The organism is Stenotrophomonas sp. TWI1149 (genome assembly GCF_039673155.1).
Classification (GTDB): domain Bacteria; phylum Pseudomonadota; class Gammaproteobacteria; order Xanthomonadales; family Xanthomonadaceae; genus Stenotrophomonas; species Stenotrophomonas maltophilia_AA.
Genome location: NZ_JBDJLB010000020.1, coordinates 35906 through 51922 on the forward strand (window position 1 = coordinate 35906; position 16017 = coordinate 51922).

Annotated in this window: 13 protein-coding genes; all 13 read right to left on the minus strand. The window is 68.5% G+C overall.

The features are described 5' to 3' along the window. Positions 1-107: 107 nt before the first annotated feature. Positions 108-2117 (minus strand): transketolase, encoded by a 2010-nt coding sequence (gene tkt, locus ABE424_RS18825; RefSeq protein WP_346479235.1) that lies wholly within the window; start codon positions 2115-2117, stop codon positions 108-110. 151 nt (positions 2118-2268) lie between these two features. Continuing rightward, positions 2269-3624 carry a dicarboxylate/amino acid:cation symporter gene (locus ABE424_RS18830; protein WP_346491677.1) on the minus strand — a complete coding sequence of 452 codons (1356 nt, stop codon included), beginning with the start codon at positions 3622-3624 and terminating at the stop codon, positions 2269-2271. A 67-nt stretch (positions 3625-3691) separates the two neighbouring features. After that, positions 3692-5395, minus strand: a complete 1704-nt coding sequence (locus tag ABE424_RS18835) for a BatD family protein (protein ID WP_346491676.1) — start codon at positions 5393-5395, stop codon at positions 3692-3694. Further along, positions 5392-7131, minus strand: a complete 1740-nt coding sequence (locus tag ABE424_RS18840) for a tetratricopeptide repeat protein (RefSeq protein WP_346491695.1) — start codon at positions 7129-7131, stop codon at positions 5392-5394. Before ABE424_RS18840 ends, ABE424_RS18835 begins: the two co-directional genes overlap by 4 nt. Then, entirely contained in the window at positions 7128-8135 is a 1008-nt protein-coding gene (locus ABE424_RS18845) for a VWA domain-containing protein (protein WP_346491675.1), read from the minus strand. The genes ABE424_RS18840 and ABE424_RS18845 overlap by 4 nt, the downstream gene beginning before the upstream one ends. Beyond that, a complete protein-coding gene (locus tag ABE424_RS18850; RefSeq protein ID WP_346491674.1) occupies positions 8132-8593 on the minus strand; it encodes a DUF4381 family protein in 462 nt (153 codons plus the stop codon). Before ABE424_RS18850 ends, ABE424_RS18845 begins: the two co-directional genes overlap by 4 nt. Beyond that, positions 8590-9513 carry a DUF58 domain-containing protein gene (locus ABE424_RS18855; RefSeq protein ID WP_346491673.1) on the minus strand — a complete coding sequence of 308 codons (924 nt, stop codon included), beginning with the start codon at positions 9511-9513 and terminating at the stop codon, positions 8590-8592. Before ABE424_RS18855 ends, ABE424_RS18850 begins: the two co-directional genes overlap by 4 nt. A 5-nt stretch (positions 9514-9518) precedes the next feature. Then, entirely contained in the window at positions 9519-10541 is a 1023-nt protein-coding gene (locus ABE424_RS18860) for a MoxR family ATPase (RefSeq protein WP_346491672.1), read from the minus strand. Between the two features lie 139 nt (positions 10542-10680). Then, entirely contained in the window at positions 10681-12672 is a 1992-nt protein-coding gene (locus tag ABE424_RS18865) for a type IV pilus secretin PilQ family protein (RefSeq protein WP_346491671.1), read from the minus strand. A gap of 20 nt (positions 12673-12692) precedes the next feature. Next, positions 12693-13187 (minus strand): pilus assembly protein PilP, encoded by a 495-nt coding sequence (locus ABE424_RS18870; RefSeq protein ID WP_257018742.1) that lies wholly within the window; start codon positions 13185-13187, stop codon positions 12693-12695. A gap of 38 nt (positions 13188-13225) precedes the next feature. Next, positions 13226-13903, minus strand: a complete 678-nt coding sequence (locus ABE424_RS18875) for a type 4a pilus biogenesis protein PilO (RefSeq protein ID WP_179460186.1) — start codon at positions 13901-13903, stop codon at positions 13226-13228. Further along, on the minus strand, positions 13900-14739 hold the full coding sequence (locus tag ABE424_RS18880; RefSeq protein ID WP_346491670.1) for a PilN domain-containing protein: 840 nt from the start codon (positions 14737-14739) through the stop codon (positions 13900-13902). Before ABE424_RS18880 ends, ABE424_RS18875 begins: the two co-directional genes overlap by 4 nt. Further along, positions 14739-15797 carry a pilus assembly protein PilM gene (locus ABE424_RS18885; protein ID WP_019183880.1) on the minus strand — a complete coding sequence of 353 codons (1059 nt, stop codon included), beginning with the start codon at positions 15795-15797 and terminating at the stop codon, positions 14739-14741. Before ABE424_RS18885 ends, ABE424_RS18880 begins: the two co-directional genes overlap by 1 nt. Positions 15798-16017: the final 220 nt, after the last annotated feature.

Below are 16017 nucleotides of genomic sequence, written 5' to 3' on the forward strand. Positions count from 1 at the left end.
CTACCCTCGATCAAGGATCGTGGTTTTTGCCCGTCAACAAACGAAAAGGCCGGGGAATATCCCCGGCCTTTCGCGTTGCAGCAGCCGGGCAGAGCCCGGCGCCGCGATCAGTTCGCCAGCTGCGCCTTGGCCGCGGCCACGACGTGCTCGGCGGTGATGCCGAAGTGCTTGTACAGCGCCTCCGCCGGCGCCGAGGCACCGAAGGTGTCGATACCCACCACCGCACCGTCCAGGCCCACGTACTGGCGCCAGAAACCGGTGACGCCGGCTTCCACGGCCACACGGTTGCGCACGGCGTTGGGCAGCACGGACTCGCGGTAGGCCGCGTCCTGGCGCTCGAAGACATCGGTCGACGGCATCGACACCACGCGGGTCTTGATGCCGGCGGCATCCAGTTCCGCCTTGGCGGTCACGGCCAGGCCCACTTCCGAACCGGTGCCGATCAGGATCACGTCCGGCACGCCGCCTTCGGCGTCGGCCAGCACGTAGCCACCGCGCGCGATCTGGGCGACCTGCTCGGTGCTGCGCGGCTGGTGCGGCAGGTTCTGGCGGCTGAACACCAGGCAGCTCGGACCGTCCTTGCGGGTGAGCGCCGACTTCCAGCTGACTGCCGATTCGACCGCATCGCACGGACGCCACACATCGTTGTTCGGGATGTAGCGCAGCGAGGCCAGGTGCTCCACCGGCTGGTGGGTCGGGCCGTCTTCGCCGAGGCCGATCGAATCGTGGGTGTACACGTGGATCGCGTGGGCCGGGATCAGCGCGCTCATGCGCACGCCGTTGCGGGCGTAATCGCTGAACACCAGGAAGGTGGCGTCGAACGGGATGAAGCCGCCATGCAGGGCCAGGCCGTTGGCGATCGCGGTCATGCCGAACTCGCGCACGCCGTAATAGACGTAATTGGCGTTCGGGTCATCGGTGGCGACCGACTTGCTGGCTTTCCACAAGGTCAGGTTGGAGTGCGCCAGATCGGCCGAACCGCCCACCAGTTCCGGCAGCAGCGGCGCGAACGCTTCGATCGCCAGCTGCGAGGCCTTGCGCGAGGCGATGGTCTGGCCGTCGGCCTGGACCTGGGCGATGTAGGCATCGGCCTTGGCGACGAAGTCGGCCGGCAGCTCGCCGTGCGAACGACGGATCAGCTCATCGGCTTCGGCCGGGTACTGCGCGGCGTACTTGTCGAACTGCTGCTCCCACTCGGCCTGGCGCAGGGTGCCGGTACCGCCGGCACGCCAGCCGGCGTAGATCTCTTCCGGAATCTCGAACGGGCCGTACGGCCAGCCCAGCTGCTTGCGGGTCGCGTCCAGCTCATCCTTGCCCAGCGGGGCGCCGTGGCTGGATTCCTTGCCGGCCTTGTTCGGCGAGCCGAAACCAATCGTGGTGCGGCAGCAGATCAGGGTCGGCTTGTCGAACTGCGACAGCGCGCTGTCGATGGCGGACTTGATGCTCTCCGGATCGTGGCCATCGACGCCGCGCACCACGTTCCAGCCATAGGCCTCGAAACGCTCGGGGGTGTTGTCGGTGAACCAGCCATCGGTGTTGCCGTCGATGGAGATGTGGTTGTCGTCCCAGAAGCAGACCAGCTTGGACAGGCCCCAGGTGCCGGCCAGCGAGGCGGCTTCATGCGAGATGCCTTCCATCAGGCAGCCATCGCCCAGGAACACCCAGGTGCGGTGGTCGACGATCTCGTGTTCCGGGCGGTTGTAGCGCTGTGCCAGCAGCTTCTCGGCCAGGGCGAAGCCCACGGCATTGGCCAGACCCTGACCCAGCGGACCGGTGGTCGTCTCCACGCCGGGGGTTTCATGGTGTTCCGGATGGCCGGCGGTCTTGCTGCCCAGCTGGCGGAACTGCTTGAGCTGCTCGATCGGCAGGTCGTAGCCGCTCAGGTGCAGCAGAGCGTACTGCAGCATCGAGCCGTGGCCGTTGGACAGCACGAAGCGGTCGCGGTTGAACCACTTCGGATTCTTCGGGTTGTGACGGAGGTAGTCGTTCCAGAGCACTTCGGCGATGTCGGCCATGCCCATCGGCATGCCGGGATGACCGGACTTGGCGGTTTCGACCGCATCAGCGGCGAGGAAGCGGATGGCATTGGCCAACTGGCGGCGGGTAGGCTGCGTCATGGTTCTGTCGGAGTCGGGAGGCTCCCGCGGAGCTGCGGGCAGCCCATTGTCCCACAGGTGATCGGCGGGGTCAGGCCGGAGACAGGCCAGGCCCTTAACGACAACGCCCCGCACGAGGCGGGGCGTCGGGAACCCGCAGGCCTGCGCAGCCTTAGTCGCGCGTGGCGGGTGCGGGTGCTGGGGCTGGGGCCGGGGCCACTGCGGCCACGACCGGGCCTTCGTCCACCTCGCCCTTGGCCACCAGGGTGGTCAGGGCCAGATCGCCGGTCACGTTCAGCGCGGTACGGCACATGTCCAGGAAGTGGTTGACGCCCAGGATCAGGCCGATGCCCAGCGGGTTCACGCCGACCATGGCGCAGATCATCGCCACCACCGGCAGCGAGCCCGAGGGCACGCCGGCGGTGCCGATGCCGCCCAGGATGCAGACCGCCATCACCATGATCTGCTGGCCGATGCTCAGGTCCACCCCGAAGAACTGGGCCAGGAAGATCACCGTCACGCCCTCGAACAGCGCGGTGCCGTTCTGGTTGGCGGTGGCACCCACGGTCAGCACGAAGCGCGAGACCTTCTGCGGCAGGCCCATCTGGTCGGCCACGCGCAGCGCGGTCGGCAGGGTGGCGTTGCTGGAGGCGGTCGAGAAGGCCATCACGGTGGCCTCCTGGGTATCGCGGAAGAACGCCAGCGGCGAACGGCCGGACAGCCACACGGCGACGCCGTAGGTCACCACCATGTGCAGCCCGAGCGCCAGCACCACCACGCCCACGTAGGCGCCCAGGCGGATGATCAGCTCGAAGCCGAACAAGGCCGCCAGGTTGAACATGAAGCAGGCCACCGCGTACGGGGCCAGCCGGATGACCAGGTTGATCAGGGTCATCGAGATTTCGAAGATGCCTTCGATGGCGCGGCGCAGCGGGGCGACCTTCGCCTCATCGGTCAGCACCATGCCGATGCCGAACATCAACGCGAAGAACATCAGCGAGAGGATCGCGCCGTTGCTGGAGGCCGCCTCGACCACGTTGCTCGGCACGATCGACAGCAGCATGTCCATGCCCTTTGGCACGCCATGGATGCCGGCGACGATTTCCTTGCTGCGCTCGGCATTCTCGGTGAGCATCTGCGCGGCCACGACCGGGTCCACGCCCACGCCCGGCTTGAGCACGTTGACCAGCACCAGGCCGATGCCCACGGCGATGCCGGAGAGCAGGATCGTGTAGGCCAGCGTCTTCCAGCCGATGCGGCCGAGGGCGCGGATGTCGCCCATCTCCGACACGCCCATGATCAGCGCCGAGAAGATCAGCGGCACGATCAGCATGAAGATCAGATTGAGGAACAGGCCCGAGGCCGGGGTGGTGATGTAATCCATCACCCACTTGGCACCGGTATGCAGGCCGTCGACGCTGCCACCGAGGGCATGCACGGTCAGCCCGAGGACCAGGCCGATGATGAAGCCGATGCCCATTTTCCAGTGCAAAGGCAGTTTCTGCCGGGTCGTTGCGGCCTCAGTCATGGAGCGGCGTTCCTCGAAAAAATGAAATCAGCTTAGCAAAGCCGGCCGCCCTGACCGACACGCCTTTTTATGAATGCGCAGGCGGGTACAACGGCGCCAGCCCATTGTCCTTGGCGGCCGCAGACACCCGCCAGTGCGGTCCGTCATGGAAGGCCCGCCGCAGCGACTGCCGCGCCTCGCCGACATCGCCGCCCTGCCCGCCCCAGCGGACCTGCTGCATCCGGATCAGCGTGTCGCGCTGCTGAGCGTCGTCGAGACGCTCCAACACCTGCTCCAGGGTCTGCACGCCGCCCATCCCGGCCAGCACGACAATGATCTCGTCGAACCCACCGGCTTCCATGGCCCGGCGCAGGTCGGCGCGGGTGTACGTGCCCGCTGATGGGGCAGAGGACACAGTGCCCTCGCCGCCCCGCGCGACCACCGGTCGAGCCCGCCGGCGCCAGCCCCAGGCGAGGGTCAGCAGCCACAGTACCGCCAGGCCGGCCGACAGCGCGATCCAGCCCCACGGGTGCGATGCGGCCTGCATCGGCGCCAGCTGCAGGTCGGGGGAGGCGGCCGCCGGTTCGCCCGGCAGGGCCGAGGTGGTGTCCACCGGCAGGGTCGGCGCGGCGCTGCCGGCCACCCCGGCGGTGATCGCCAGCTGCAGGTCCGGCAGGCTGGCCGTGCGCGCCTGGCCGGCCGCCACGTCCCACCACGCCATGCGCAGGCCCGGGACGGTCAGCGCCCCGGCCTGGCGCGGCACGATCGCGAAGCGACGGGTCAGCGTGAGCTGCGGCGTGCTGCCGTTGAAGGTTTCATCGAACTGCGGCGGCTCGGCGAAGACCTGGGCGTCCGGGCCCACGTCGGGCACCGGCAGTTCCGGGAACTGCGCCTTGGTCGCGCCCTCGGCCACGGCCTCCACCACCACGGTGGCTGCCTCGCCGGCCCGGCCGGTGGTGGGCGCAGCGGTATAGCGCAGGCGCAGCCCATGCAGCGGCAGCCACGGTTGCGGTGCCGAGGCCGGTTGCGCCTGGACCTGCAGGGTGCGCGGGGCGGAGGCCGCGCGCAGGCGGCCATCGCCGCCGAACATGTCGTTGAAGAAACCGCCCGCGCTGCGCCCGTTGAACTGCGCCGCCGGCAGCGCCAGCGGACCGCTGCGCTCGGGGATCAGCAGGAAGCGCCGCTCCACCACGTTGTAGCGGCGGCCGTTGACCTCGCGCACCTCGGTGCGGTCTTCGCCGACGCGCTGCAGCGATGCACCGGCAGGCGTATCGAGCACCAGTTCACCACTGAGCAGCTGTGCGGCGTAGAACAGGCGCACCACCACGCCGACGCTCTGCTGCACATACGGCGAGGAATCGTCGACCTCGGTTTCCAGGAACACGGCGGCATTGCCCGTGGCCGCCGCCGGCGCGGTCGCGGTGCTGGCGCCGACCTGCAGGGTCAGCGGCTGGGTACGGCTGCTGCCGACCTGCAGCGCGGGAATCTGCAGGGTGCCGACGCGCTTCGGGGTGAGTGCGACGGCATACAGCGCGCGCGAGGTCGTCGCGCCATTGCTCCACTGCATCTGGCGGCTGCTGGTCTGGCTGCTGAGGTCGAAATCGGCCCGCAGCGGCGCGTAGTCCGGTGCACCGCCGCCGGCATCGGATTCGATGTTGAGGGTGACCGTGTCGCCGTCGGTGATCTGCTCGCGATCGAGCCAGGCGCGGGTCTGCGCGTGCGCGGCCATGCTCGCGCACAGCAGCAGGGCAAGCCCGGCGCGCAACCAGCGCCGTATCGTGGAATGTGTCATCGCCCTTCCCGTTTCCTGCGTTCGTTTTCCAGCTGGAACTTGGCCCGCAGCAGACTGCCCGGGTCATCCGGCACGCGGCGCATCCAGGCTTCGACCGCCTGCTGCTGCTCGCGCTGCTGCGGCGTGCCGCTGACCTGGCCCTGCGCCTTGTCGTTGCCGTCGTCCTGCCCCTGGCGCTGCATCGCCTGCTGCATGCGTTCGCGCTGGGCCGCGTCGGCCTCGGCCTGCGCCTGGCTGTCGGCGGCCTGCGGCGGCGACGTCCCGCTCTTGGATTGGCCGTCCTTCGGCTCACCGGAGGTGGGCGGCGGTGACTGGCCCTGTTCACCCTTGTCCTGCGGCGGCGCAGCGTCACCGTTCTGGCCCTGCCCCGGGTTCTTGCCGGGATCGGGCTTGTCGGAGGGCGGCTTCTTTCCGTCCTTCTGGTCGTTGTTCTGCGGCGGCCTGCGCTTGCGGGCGGCGTCGACTGCCGCGCGATTGGCGACCGCATCGGCCATGCCCGGATGCTTCTTCAGCGCGCGGTCGTAGGCCTCGATGGCGGCATCGTACTGTCCCTGGCGCGCCAGCGCGTTGCCGAGGTTGTACCAGCCGGCATCGGTATCGATGCCCTCGAACTGCTGCTGCGCGGCCTTGAAATCGCCTTTGCGGTACGCATCCACCCCGGTGGACAGGCGTTGCTGGTCGAGCTGGTCGGCGCGTTGCCACCACGTGCCTTCGGCGGCGTGCGCCGGCATCGGCATCGCCATCGGCAGTGCCGCGACCATCACCAGCACCGCCAGCGCGCCGCGTCGGCGGAACGAGAACAGGGCCAGCAGCATCAGCGCCGGCAGCAGCCAGAAGCCTTCATCGCGCCAGGTGCGGCCCTGCCCTTCACGGCTGTCATCGGCACTGACGCGCGGGGTCAACACGTCGAGCGCGGCGAGGTCCTTGTCATCGCTGGCCACGCGCGCATAGCGACCGCCACCGCGGCTGGCGACGCTGCGCAGCGAGCCCTCCTCCAGGCGCGCCGGCACGATCTGACCCTCGCCGTTGCGATAGGCCGCGCCCTGCGGTGTCCCCAGCCCGAGCACGGAGACCATGAAGCCCTGCGCGCGTGCCGCGGCTGCCGCCTGTTCGGCATCGGCATCGGCGCGGTCGGTGAGCAACAGGATGTCGCCGCCGCGTGCGCCGGACTGCTGCAGCAACTTGACCGCTGTTTCCAGCGCGCGGTCGGCGCGCTGGCCATCGCGGGGCATCACATCGGGTGCCAGCGCATCCAGGTACAGCGCGACATTGGCCATGTCGTCGGTCAACGGCGCCACGGTATAGGCATCGTCGGCGTACACCAGCAGGGCGACTTCCCCGCCTTGGCGTTCGCGCAGCAGCGTGGCGAGCTTCGCGCGTGCCTGCAGCAGGCGCGACGGCGGCAGATCGGTCGCGGTCACCCGCGAGGACAGGTCCAGTGCGACCACCAGCGGCGACGGCGTCTGCCACAACGGCTGTGCGACCTGCCGCCATGAGGGACCGGCCAGCGCCACGATCGCGATGGCCGTGCCCAGCAACAGCAGGAGCAGCCCACCCCAGGCGCGGCGGTCGCGGCCCACCAGCAGATGGCGCAGCAGATGCGCATCCACGGTCTGGCGCCAGACATTGGCGCGACGCCGGCGCAGCCACCAGATCGCCGCCAGCAGCGGCAGCACGAGCAGCGCCCACAACGCATCGGGGCGGATGAAATGCAGGGCGTTCCAGCTCGCGGTCATGTCCAGCGCCTCGGCAACAGCCACGCCAGGCTGGCCAGCAGCAGTGCCAACGCCAGCGGCAGGGCGTAACGCTCGATCCGCGGCCGCACCGCCGGGCCGGCCGATTTTACCGGCTCCAGACGTTCCAGCTCGGCGTAGATGCCGGCCAGCTCATCGGTATTGCGCGCCCGGAAAGAGCGGCCGCCGGTGAGCTCGGCGATCCTGTTCAACGTGGCTTCGTCGACCGGATCTTCGCCGGGCGCGATCTGCACGCCGAACAGGCTGATGCCGCCGTCGCCGCCGAAGGCCACGGTGTAGACGCGGACCCCTTCGGCCTCGGCCAGTTCGGCCGCACGCAGCGGTTCGAGCACGCCGGCGTTGCTGACGCCGTCGGTCAGCAGGATCAGCACGCGCTGGCCTTCGGGTTGTTCGCGCAGGCGCTTGACCGCCAGCGCGATCGCGTCGCCGATCGCGGTCTCGCGCCCGGCCAGGCCGACCACGCTGTCGCGCAGCTGATCGCGCACGCTGGTGAGGTCGGCGGTCAACGGGGTCAACGTGTAGGCGCGCTCGCCGAAGATCAGCAGGCCGACGCGATCACCGACGCGGCGATCCAGGAAGTCGGCAAGCACGGCCTTGGCCGCGGTCAGCCGCTCGACCACCTGGTTGCCGAGCATCATGTCCGCCTCGCTCATGCTGCCGGAGACGTCCACCGCGAGCATCATCTGGCGGCCCTGCTGCGGCGGTGTCACCGCGTCACCGAGTTGCTGCGGTCGCGCGGCCGCCACGCACAGGCAGGCCCACGCCAGCCACAGCAGCGCGCGGCCCAGGCGTGGGCCGGCACCGCCCGCGGCAGCACCCAGCGACTGCAGTTGATCGGCCGCGTAGGGCACGCGCAGTGCGGCGCCCGCGCCGGGCCGTGACGGCCACCAGCGCATCAGGATCGGCAAGGGCAGCGCCAGCAGCATCCACGGCCAGGCGAGGCTGTCGAGCCAGCTCAACCACGTCGGCAGGGTGATCGCGATCATCGGCGCCGCTCCGTGAGCAGCGACAGATAACGGCGGCGTGCAAGGACGCGCAGACGCTGCACCGCTTCGGCATCGGCATGTGGGCGGTAGCTGCCGTCGAGCAGCAGCGCGCCATCGCCGTCGGAGAAAGCCCGGCTGTTCTTCTCATCGAGGAAGGCCAGCCATTCACTGCCCTGCAGCCGTTCGGCGCCGGGCTGATGCTGGCGCGCCGCGCGGCGCAGCAGGTCGGCGATCGCCGCGATCTCGGCGACCGGCGAGCCGGCCTGGGCCACCTGGGCATCGAACAGCGCCAGCCAGCGCTGGCGCGTACGCCGCCGACGCCACTGCCAGGCCCAGATCGCGGCCACCACCAGCGCAAGGGCCGCAAACACCAGCCACCAGCCGGGCGCCGGCGGCCACCACGGCGGCGAGGGCGGCAACTGCACATCGCGCAGCGGCAGCGAGGCGGCGGCGCTCATGCCACCACCGCGGTCGGCAGCGGACTCAACCAGCTGTCGCTGGCGTCGTCGGTGGCCACCACATGCACCTGGATGCGGCGCGCGGCCAGGCTGTTCTGCAGCGTCTCCAGCGGCGCCACGAACCGCTCGCGCCAATGCTCGCGCACCGCAGTGCTGCCCAGATCGAGCAGCACGCGACGGCCCTCCGAGAGAAACGGCAGCGCGTCGGCCGGGGGCGCCAGTTCAAGGGGATCGACCAGCAGCATCACCACCACTTCGTGATGCATGGCCAGCGCGGCCCAGCGCGCACTACCGATCGTGGCGGCACGCGCCGGGTCGGCCAGCACCACTACGCGCGCACCGGGGCGCAGCAGCCGTGCGGCCTGCTCCAGCGCGCGGTCCAGCCCGGCATCCTCGGCGGGCGGTCCGGCGTACCAGCGGGTCAGCGCATCGAGCACGCGCAGCACCCCGCGGGTGCCACCGGCCGGTGCGATCGGCGGTTCCTGGGTGCTGCCGCGCACGGCGGCAAGGCGGTCACCCTGGCGCTGCGCCAGCCACGCTGCCACCGCACCGACGCGCGCGGCCTGTACGGATTTGAAACGGACCCGGGTGCCGAAATACAGCACCGGGTCGGTATCGGCGACCAGCAGCGTCAGCCGCTCGCGTTCGGCCTGGAACAGCTTGGTATGCGCGCGCCCGGTGCGGGCCGTCACACGCCAGTCGATATGCCGCGCGTCATCGCCGGGCACGTAATCGCGGGACTCGGCGTACTCCATGCCGCGTCCGCGTGCCGGCGACGGCGCACTGCCGGCATGACCCAGCCGGCCACGCCGCGCCGGCGGCGCGCGGTGCGCACTGCGGCGCAACGCCACCAGCTCGGCCAGACTCGGCCGCAGGCCATCGCCCTCCAGCGGCGTGGCGCTCTGCGCGGGGGTGTCCATCGCGCTCAGGGCGCCGGCACGCGGGACAGCAGCTCGGCGACCAGGCGTTCGCCATCCCAGCCTTCGGCGGTGGCTTCATAGCTGGGCAGCACGCGATGGCGCAGCACATCCGGCGCGACGTTGCGCACATCCTCCGGGGTGACGAAGTCGCGCCCGGCCAGCCAGGCGCGCGCCCGCGCACAGCGCTCCAGCGCGATCGAGCCACGCGGGCTGGCGCCCCAGGCAATGCGCCGCGCCAGCGCCGGGTCGTAGCGCGCGGCATCGCGCGAGGCCAGCACGATTTCGATGAGGTAGCGTTCCAGCGCCGGTGCGACATGCAGCGACAGCACCGCCTTGCGGGCGGCGAACACATCGCTCAGCGGCATGCGCGCCGGCGCGGCGGCCGGGGTGGACAGCGCTTCACGGGCGCGCTCGCGGGCCAGTCGCAGGATTTCGGTTTCGGCGTCCGAATCGGGGTAGCCGATCCGCACATGCATCAGGAAACGGTCCAGCTGCGCTTCCGGCAGCGGGAAAGTGCCTTCCTGCTCGATCGGATTCTGCGTGGCCATCACCAGGAACAGCGAGGGCAGCGGATAGGTATGGCGGCCAACCGTCACCTGGCGCTCGCCCATCGCTTCGAGAAGGGCCGACTGCACCTTGGCCGGCGCACGATTGATTTCGTCGGCGAGCAGGATCGGATGGAAGATCGGACCCGGCACGAATTCGAACCGCCCTTCCTGCGGGCGCCAGATCTCGGTGCCGGTCAGGTCGGCCGGCAGCAGGTCCGGGGTGAACTGCACGCGCGAGAAATCCGCATCCAGCCGGGCGGCCAGCGCGCGGATCGCGGTGGTCTTGGCCAGCCCGGGGGCGCCCTCGACCAGCAGGTGGCCATCGGCCAGCAGCGCGGTCAGCAGGCGCTCGACGAGCGCACTCTGGCCGACGATCTCGGATGACAGGCCGTCGCGCAGCGCGCGGAAGGCATCGTGCAGGCGGTCGTGCTCCACCGGAGCGGGCGTCGGGGTATCGGGCATGGGGGGCGGCAGATTCATGGCATCCATGTGACCTCCACGGTGGGCAGAGGTTCCATCACCATGATGGCAGGACAGTGGCGGTTACGACATCAAGATTGGCTGAACGCAGAAAGGGCCGCACAGGGCGGCCCTTTCCTCATTGCAGCGGCGGTGCGGCTCAGTTGACGGCCGGATTGGCCTTGGCCACGCGCAGCACCTTCGGCGTCACGAACACCAGCAGTTCGGCCTTGTCCTTGTTGCGGCTGCGCTTCTTGAACAGATTGCCCAGGAACGGCACGTCGCCCAGGAACGGCACCTTGTTGATGCTGGTGCGGTCGGTGAACTCGTACACGCCACCGATCACCACGGTCTGGCCATCGTCCACCAGCACCGCGGTATTCACTTCGCGGCGGTTGATGGTCGGCACCTGGCCGTAGCCTTCCAGCAGGATGTACTGCTCCACTTCATCCTTCTTGACCGCCATGTTGAGGAACACACGGTTGTCATTGGTGATGGTCGGGGTGACCTTCAGCTCCAGCACCACTTCCTTGAACTGGACGTTGGGCTGGGCCGCGGCACCGGCCGCACCGCCACCGCTGATGGTGACGTAGCCGATTTCCTTACCCTGCTTGATCACTGCTTCGCGCTGGTTGGTGGTCACCACGCGCGGGTTGGAGATCACTTCGCCGCGCGATTCGGCCTGCATGGCCGACAGTTCCACGTCCAGCAGGTAACCGGCATTGAGGATCGACAGCGCCAGCGAACCGGGGTTGTTGATCGCGGCCACCGGCAGGTTCCAGTTCAGGCCCTCGGCGAACTTGGTCCCACCGCGGACCGGAATCGCACCGGTGCGGCCACCCGCCACCCACTCATTGATCGCTTTCTGGTACTCGAGGTCCTTGGTCCCGCGATCGGTGATGTTGGCGTGGTTCTGATCGGTGTTGGCGCCGAAGAACACGTCCTGGCGGCTGCCGCTGATGCCGAACTTGGCCCCCAGCTCACGCGCGAACGTATCGGTGGCGATCACGATCCGGCTTTCGATCAGCACCTGGTCGACCGGACGGTCGATCACGCTGATCAGCTCACGCATCCGCGCGATCTTCTTCGGGATGTCGCTGATCATCAGCGTGTTGGTGCGCTCGTCGGCCACGATCCGGCCGCGCGAGGACAGGAACCCGCTGTCTTCCTGCGAGCTGCCGCCGCCACCGCCACCGCTGCTGCCGCCGATGCCCTTGGCTTCGGTCAGCGCTTTGAAGATCGCCGCGGCGTTGTGGTAGTTGATCTGGACGTAATCGGTGACCAGGTCCTCGCGGTTCTCGATCGCGATGCGTGCGTCTTCCTTGTCCTGCTCGAACTTGGCCAGCTCCGGCTGCGGCGCCACCCAGATCACGCCGCCATCGCGGCGCTTGTCCAGGCCCTTGGCGCGCAGCACGATGTCCAGCGCCTGGTCCCACGGCACGTTGATCAGGCGCAGGGTCACGTTGCCCTGCACGCTGTCGGAGGCGACCACGTTGAGGTTGGACTCCTCGGCGACCAGCTGCAGCACGGTACGGACCGGCACATCCTGGAAGTTGAAGGTCACCGGCTTGCCGCTGTAGCCGCGCTGGCCTAGTGCCGCCGCGGCCTGGCTCACGCTGGTCGCGGTGATCGCACCGGCGGCCGGGGCCGCCTGGCGCGGGCTGATCTCGACCACGTATTCGTTGCCGCTCTGATACGCCAGCGACTCGAAGGCGGTATTGGTGTTGAGCACCAGCTGGGTGCCGCCGCCATAGGGCTTGGGATCGATGCGCTGCACCGGCGTGGCGAAGTCGGTCACGTTGATCGACTTCTGCAGGCTTTCCGGCAGGCGCGCGTTGCCCACGTCGATGACGACGCTGTTGCCCTGGCTGCGCAGGTCCGGGCTGGCGCCCTGGCCGTCGAACTGCAGGATGAGCCGGCCGGCGCCATCGTCGCCGCGCTTGAAGTCGATCTTGGACACCGACAGCGATGCCGGTGCTGTCGCCGGTGCGGTCGCCGGCGCGGTGGTGGCCGCCGGTTTGGGCACGGCGCCGCTGGGCGTGGCCGCCATCAGCGTGCCGTTGGCCACCATGAGCGCGACTCCCAGCGCGCACAGGTGGAACAACTTCTGGCGCCGGACGGAACGCAGCCGCAGGGCGTTGGAAAAGGTCATCGTGCTATCCCCATAATCATTCATTGATCTTCAAGCGCGAGCGTTGCCGGCCGTTCCAGCCAGCCACCCGCGCCATCCGGCACCAGTTCAATCAGCTCAATCCGGTCCTCGAAGACCCCGGTTACCCGCCCGTCGCTCTGCCCCAGATAGACGCCAGGACGCACCCGATAGGTGACCTTGTCCGGCGCCATCACCAGCGCGACGAGCCCGCCCCCACGGCCGATCGAACCCACCATGTCCAGGCTGTCCAGCGGGAAATCTTCCAGCGGCTCCTTGCGGCGGTTCGGATCCGGACGCAGCCCCGATCCCCCTTGCGGATTGGTCCAGGCGTCGGTGAACGGGTCGCGCATCCCCTGCGCGGAATATTCAAACGTCTCGAACTGCTGCATCACCGGCAACGGTTCGAGCGGCGGTGCCGGGCGTGCACGCACGTCGGCCACCCACTTCTCCAGGTTCGGCGCATCGCCGGGCGTGCTGGTCACGCCGCGGGCGCAACCGGCCAGCAGCAGCACCATCAACAGGCCGCATACCCGTGCGGTCGAGGTCAGGCGGCTCATTTCCGGCCTCCCTTCTTCGCCGCTTTTTCCTTCTCGGCGGCAGCCTTCTCCTGGGCTTCCATCTCCACGTCATCCAGGTAACGGTAGGTCTTGACCGTTCCGGACAACTCCAGCGCACCGCTGCGGGCGGTGATGCCGGTCTTGGGATCCTTCGGCTTCAGGTTGATGTCGTGCATGGTCAGGATGACCACGCGCGGCAGCGAGGCCACACCGCTGACGAACGCGCCGAACTGGTGGTAACTGCCCACCATGCGCAGGGCGATCGGCTTCTCGGCGTAGAACTCCTTGGGCTGCTCGGCACCGGGCTGGAACAGCTCGTTGGACAGGCCGCTGGACAACGCGGTCTGCGAGATGTCGATGATCAGGTCCGGCATCTCGGTCTTGCTGGGCAGCTGGCGCAGCATCTGCTGCAGCACCTGCTCCATCTGGGTCAGCTGCTGCTTGAGCGGCTCGAGGTTGACCGCGCGACCCTGTTCCTTCTCGAACTCGGCACGCAGCTGGGTCTCGCGGCTTTCCAGCGAGGCCAGCTCATCGCGCTTGCCGCTGATCAGCAGGAACCAGGCCATGATCATGATGAACAGCGCCAGCAGCACGCAGAACACGACCTTGGCCTTCTGCGGCCAGTTGCCGATGTTGTTGAAGTCCAGCTCTTTGAGATTGATCTTCTGGCTCATGCGGCGGCCCCCTTCTGGGCCGGGGCCGGCGCCGCCGGTTGTGCAGGTTGCGCGGAGGGCGTGGACGGCACGATGTGGCTGCTGCCGGCCGGCTTGGCCGGATCGGCGGCATCGGGCGAGACCGGCGCGGCCGGTGCGTCGGCCGGTGCCGGCGACAGCGGGGCGACCGGTGCCACCGGGGTCGCACCCGGCGGGGCGGGATCGGCGGTCGGCTCGATCACGCTGCCATCGGCGGCCAGCTCGGTGACGCTGCTCTGGGCCGGCAGATTGACCTTGACCACGAACATGTACGGCAGCGACTTGATGTCCGCCACCGGACCGCTGGCGGCCCCGGCCTTGTCACGCTCCGGCGCCTTGGCTTCGATGATCGACAGCTCCGGGTTGGTCATCCAGCCCGAGCTTTCCAGATTGCGCATGTAGGCACTGACGCGCGCATTGGACTGGGTGCGACCTTCCAGGGTCAGCACGTCGCCCTCCTGCTTGAGCGTGGTCAGCACCACCCCGTCGGGGATCGTCCGCACCAGCGCATCGAACAGATGCACCATCTGCGAGCGCTTGGCCTGCAGTTCCTCGATCACGGCCTTGCGCGCCAGCAGGCGATCCTTCTGGCGGTCCAGGCGCTCGATCTCCTTGTTCTGCTCCTTGACCTTGTCGATCTCGGCCTGCAGGAAGGTGTTGCGATCCCCCTGTCCGCTGACCTGGCGGTCGTAGTAGAACCAGATCAACAGCGACAGCAGCAGACCGCCGATGGCGGCCGCACCGAGCATGGCGTAGAAGTCGCGCTGGCGTTGCTTGCGCCGCTCGGCGCGCCAGGGCAATAAATTGATGCGCGCCATCAGTCAAAGCTCCTCAGGGCCAGACCAGTGGCGATCATCAGCGCCGGGGCATCCTGGGCCAGGGCGTGTGCCTGCACCTTCGGGCCCAGCGTCATCTGTGCCAGCGGGTTGGCCACTACGGTGGCCACGCCCAGCTGCTCTTCCACCATGTCCGGCAGGCCGGTCAGGGCCGCGCAACCGCCGGCAAGCACGATGTGGTCGACCCGGTTGAACTCGCTGCCCGCATAGAAGAACTGCAGCAGGCGGCTGATCTGCTGGACCGTGGCCTCCTTGAACGGCTCCAGCACTTCCATCTCGTAGCTTTCCGGCAGTCCGCCCTGGCGCTTGGCCAGGCCGGCCTCTTCGTAGGTCAGCCCGTAACGGCGCATCACTTCGTCGGTCAGCTGCTTGCCGCCGAACACCTGTTCGCGGCTGTACAGGCTGCGCCCGCCGCGCAGGACGTTCAGGGTGGTCATGGTGGCGCCGATGTCCACCAGCGCGACCACGCCATCACTGGCCACCGGCAGCTCGCTGGCGACCAGGGCGAAGGCGTTCTCGACCGCGAAGGCCTCCACGTCCATCACCCGCGCCACCAGCCCGCCCAGCTCCAGCGCCGACTGGCGCAGCTCGACGTTCTCCGACCGCGAGGCGGCCAACAGCACCTGGACCATTTCCGGATTGTTCGGAATCGCACCCAGCACTTCGAAATCGAGGTTCACTTCCTCGATCGGGTACGGGATGTAATTGACCGCCTCGAGCTCGACCTGGGCTTCCATGTCGTTCTCGTCCAGATCGGCGGGCATCGGGATCAGCTTGGTGATCACGGCCGACCCGGCCACGGCGGCGGCAGCATGCCGTGCCTTGGTTCCGGAGCGGTTCACGGCGCGTCGAATGGCCTCCCCGACCGCTTCGACCTCCACGATGTTCTTCTCCACCACCGCATTCGGCGGAAGTGGTTCCACGGCGTAATGTTCCACGCGGAAACGATTGCCGCTGCGGGATAGCTGCAACAGCTTTACTGCAGTCGAGCTGATATCGACGCCGATAAGAGGCGACTGGCTTTTTGGGATAAGCCCCACGGTTTCTCCCCTGCCGATGGGCACTTGGACGCAGAACCTGCGACCGCGCATTAATAACGTTTTTTTTGCAAATCGCAACCGTCAAGCTGTAAAACGAGCACCAGTGCTCGTTTCACGCGTCCCCAGACGGTGATCGACTGCTCTCCCCAGGAACAACCCCAGCCGTTCCCTTGCGTAATCTATACTCTGCGACCACGAAATTCGCAATCGGAATCTGTCA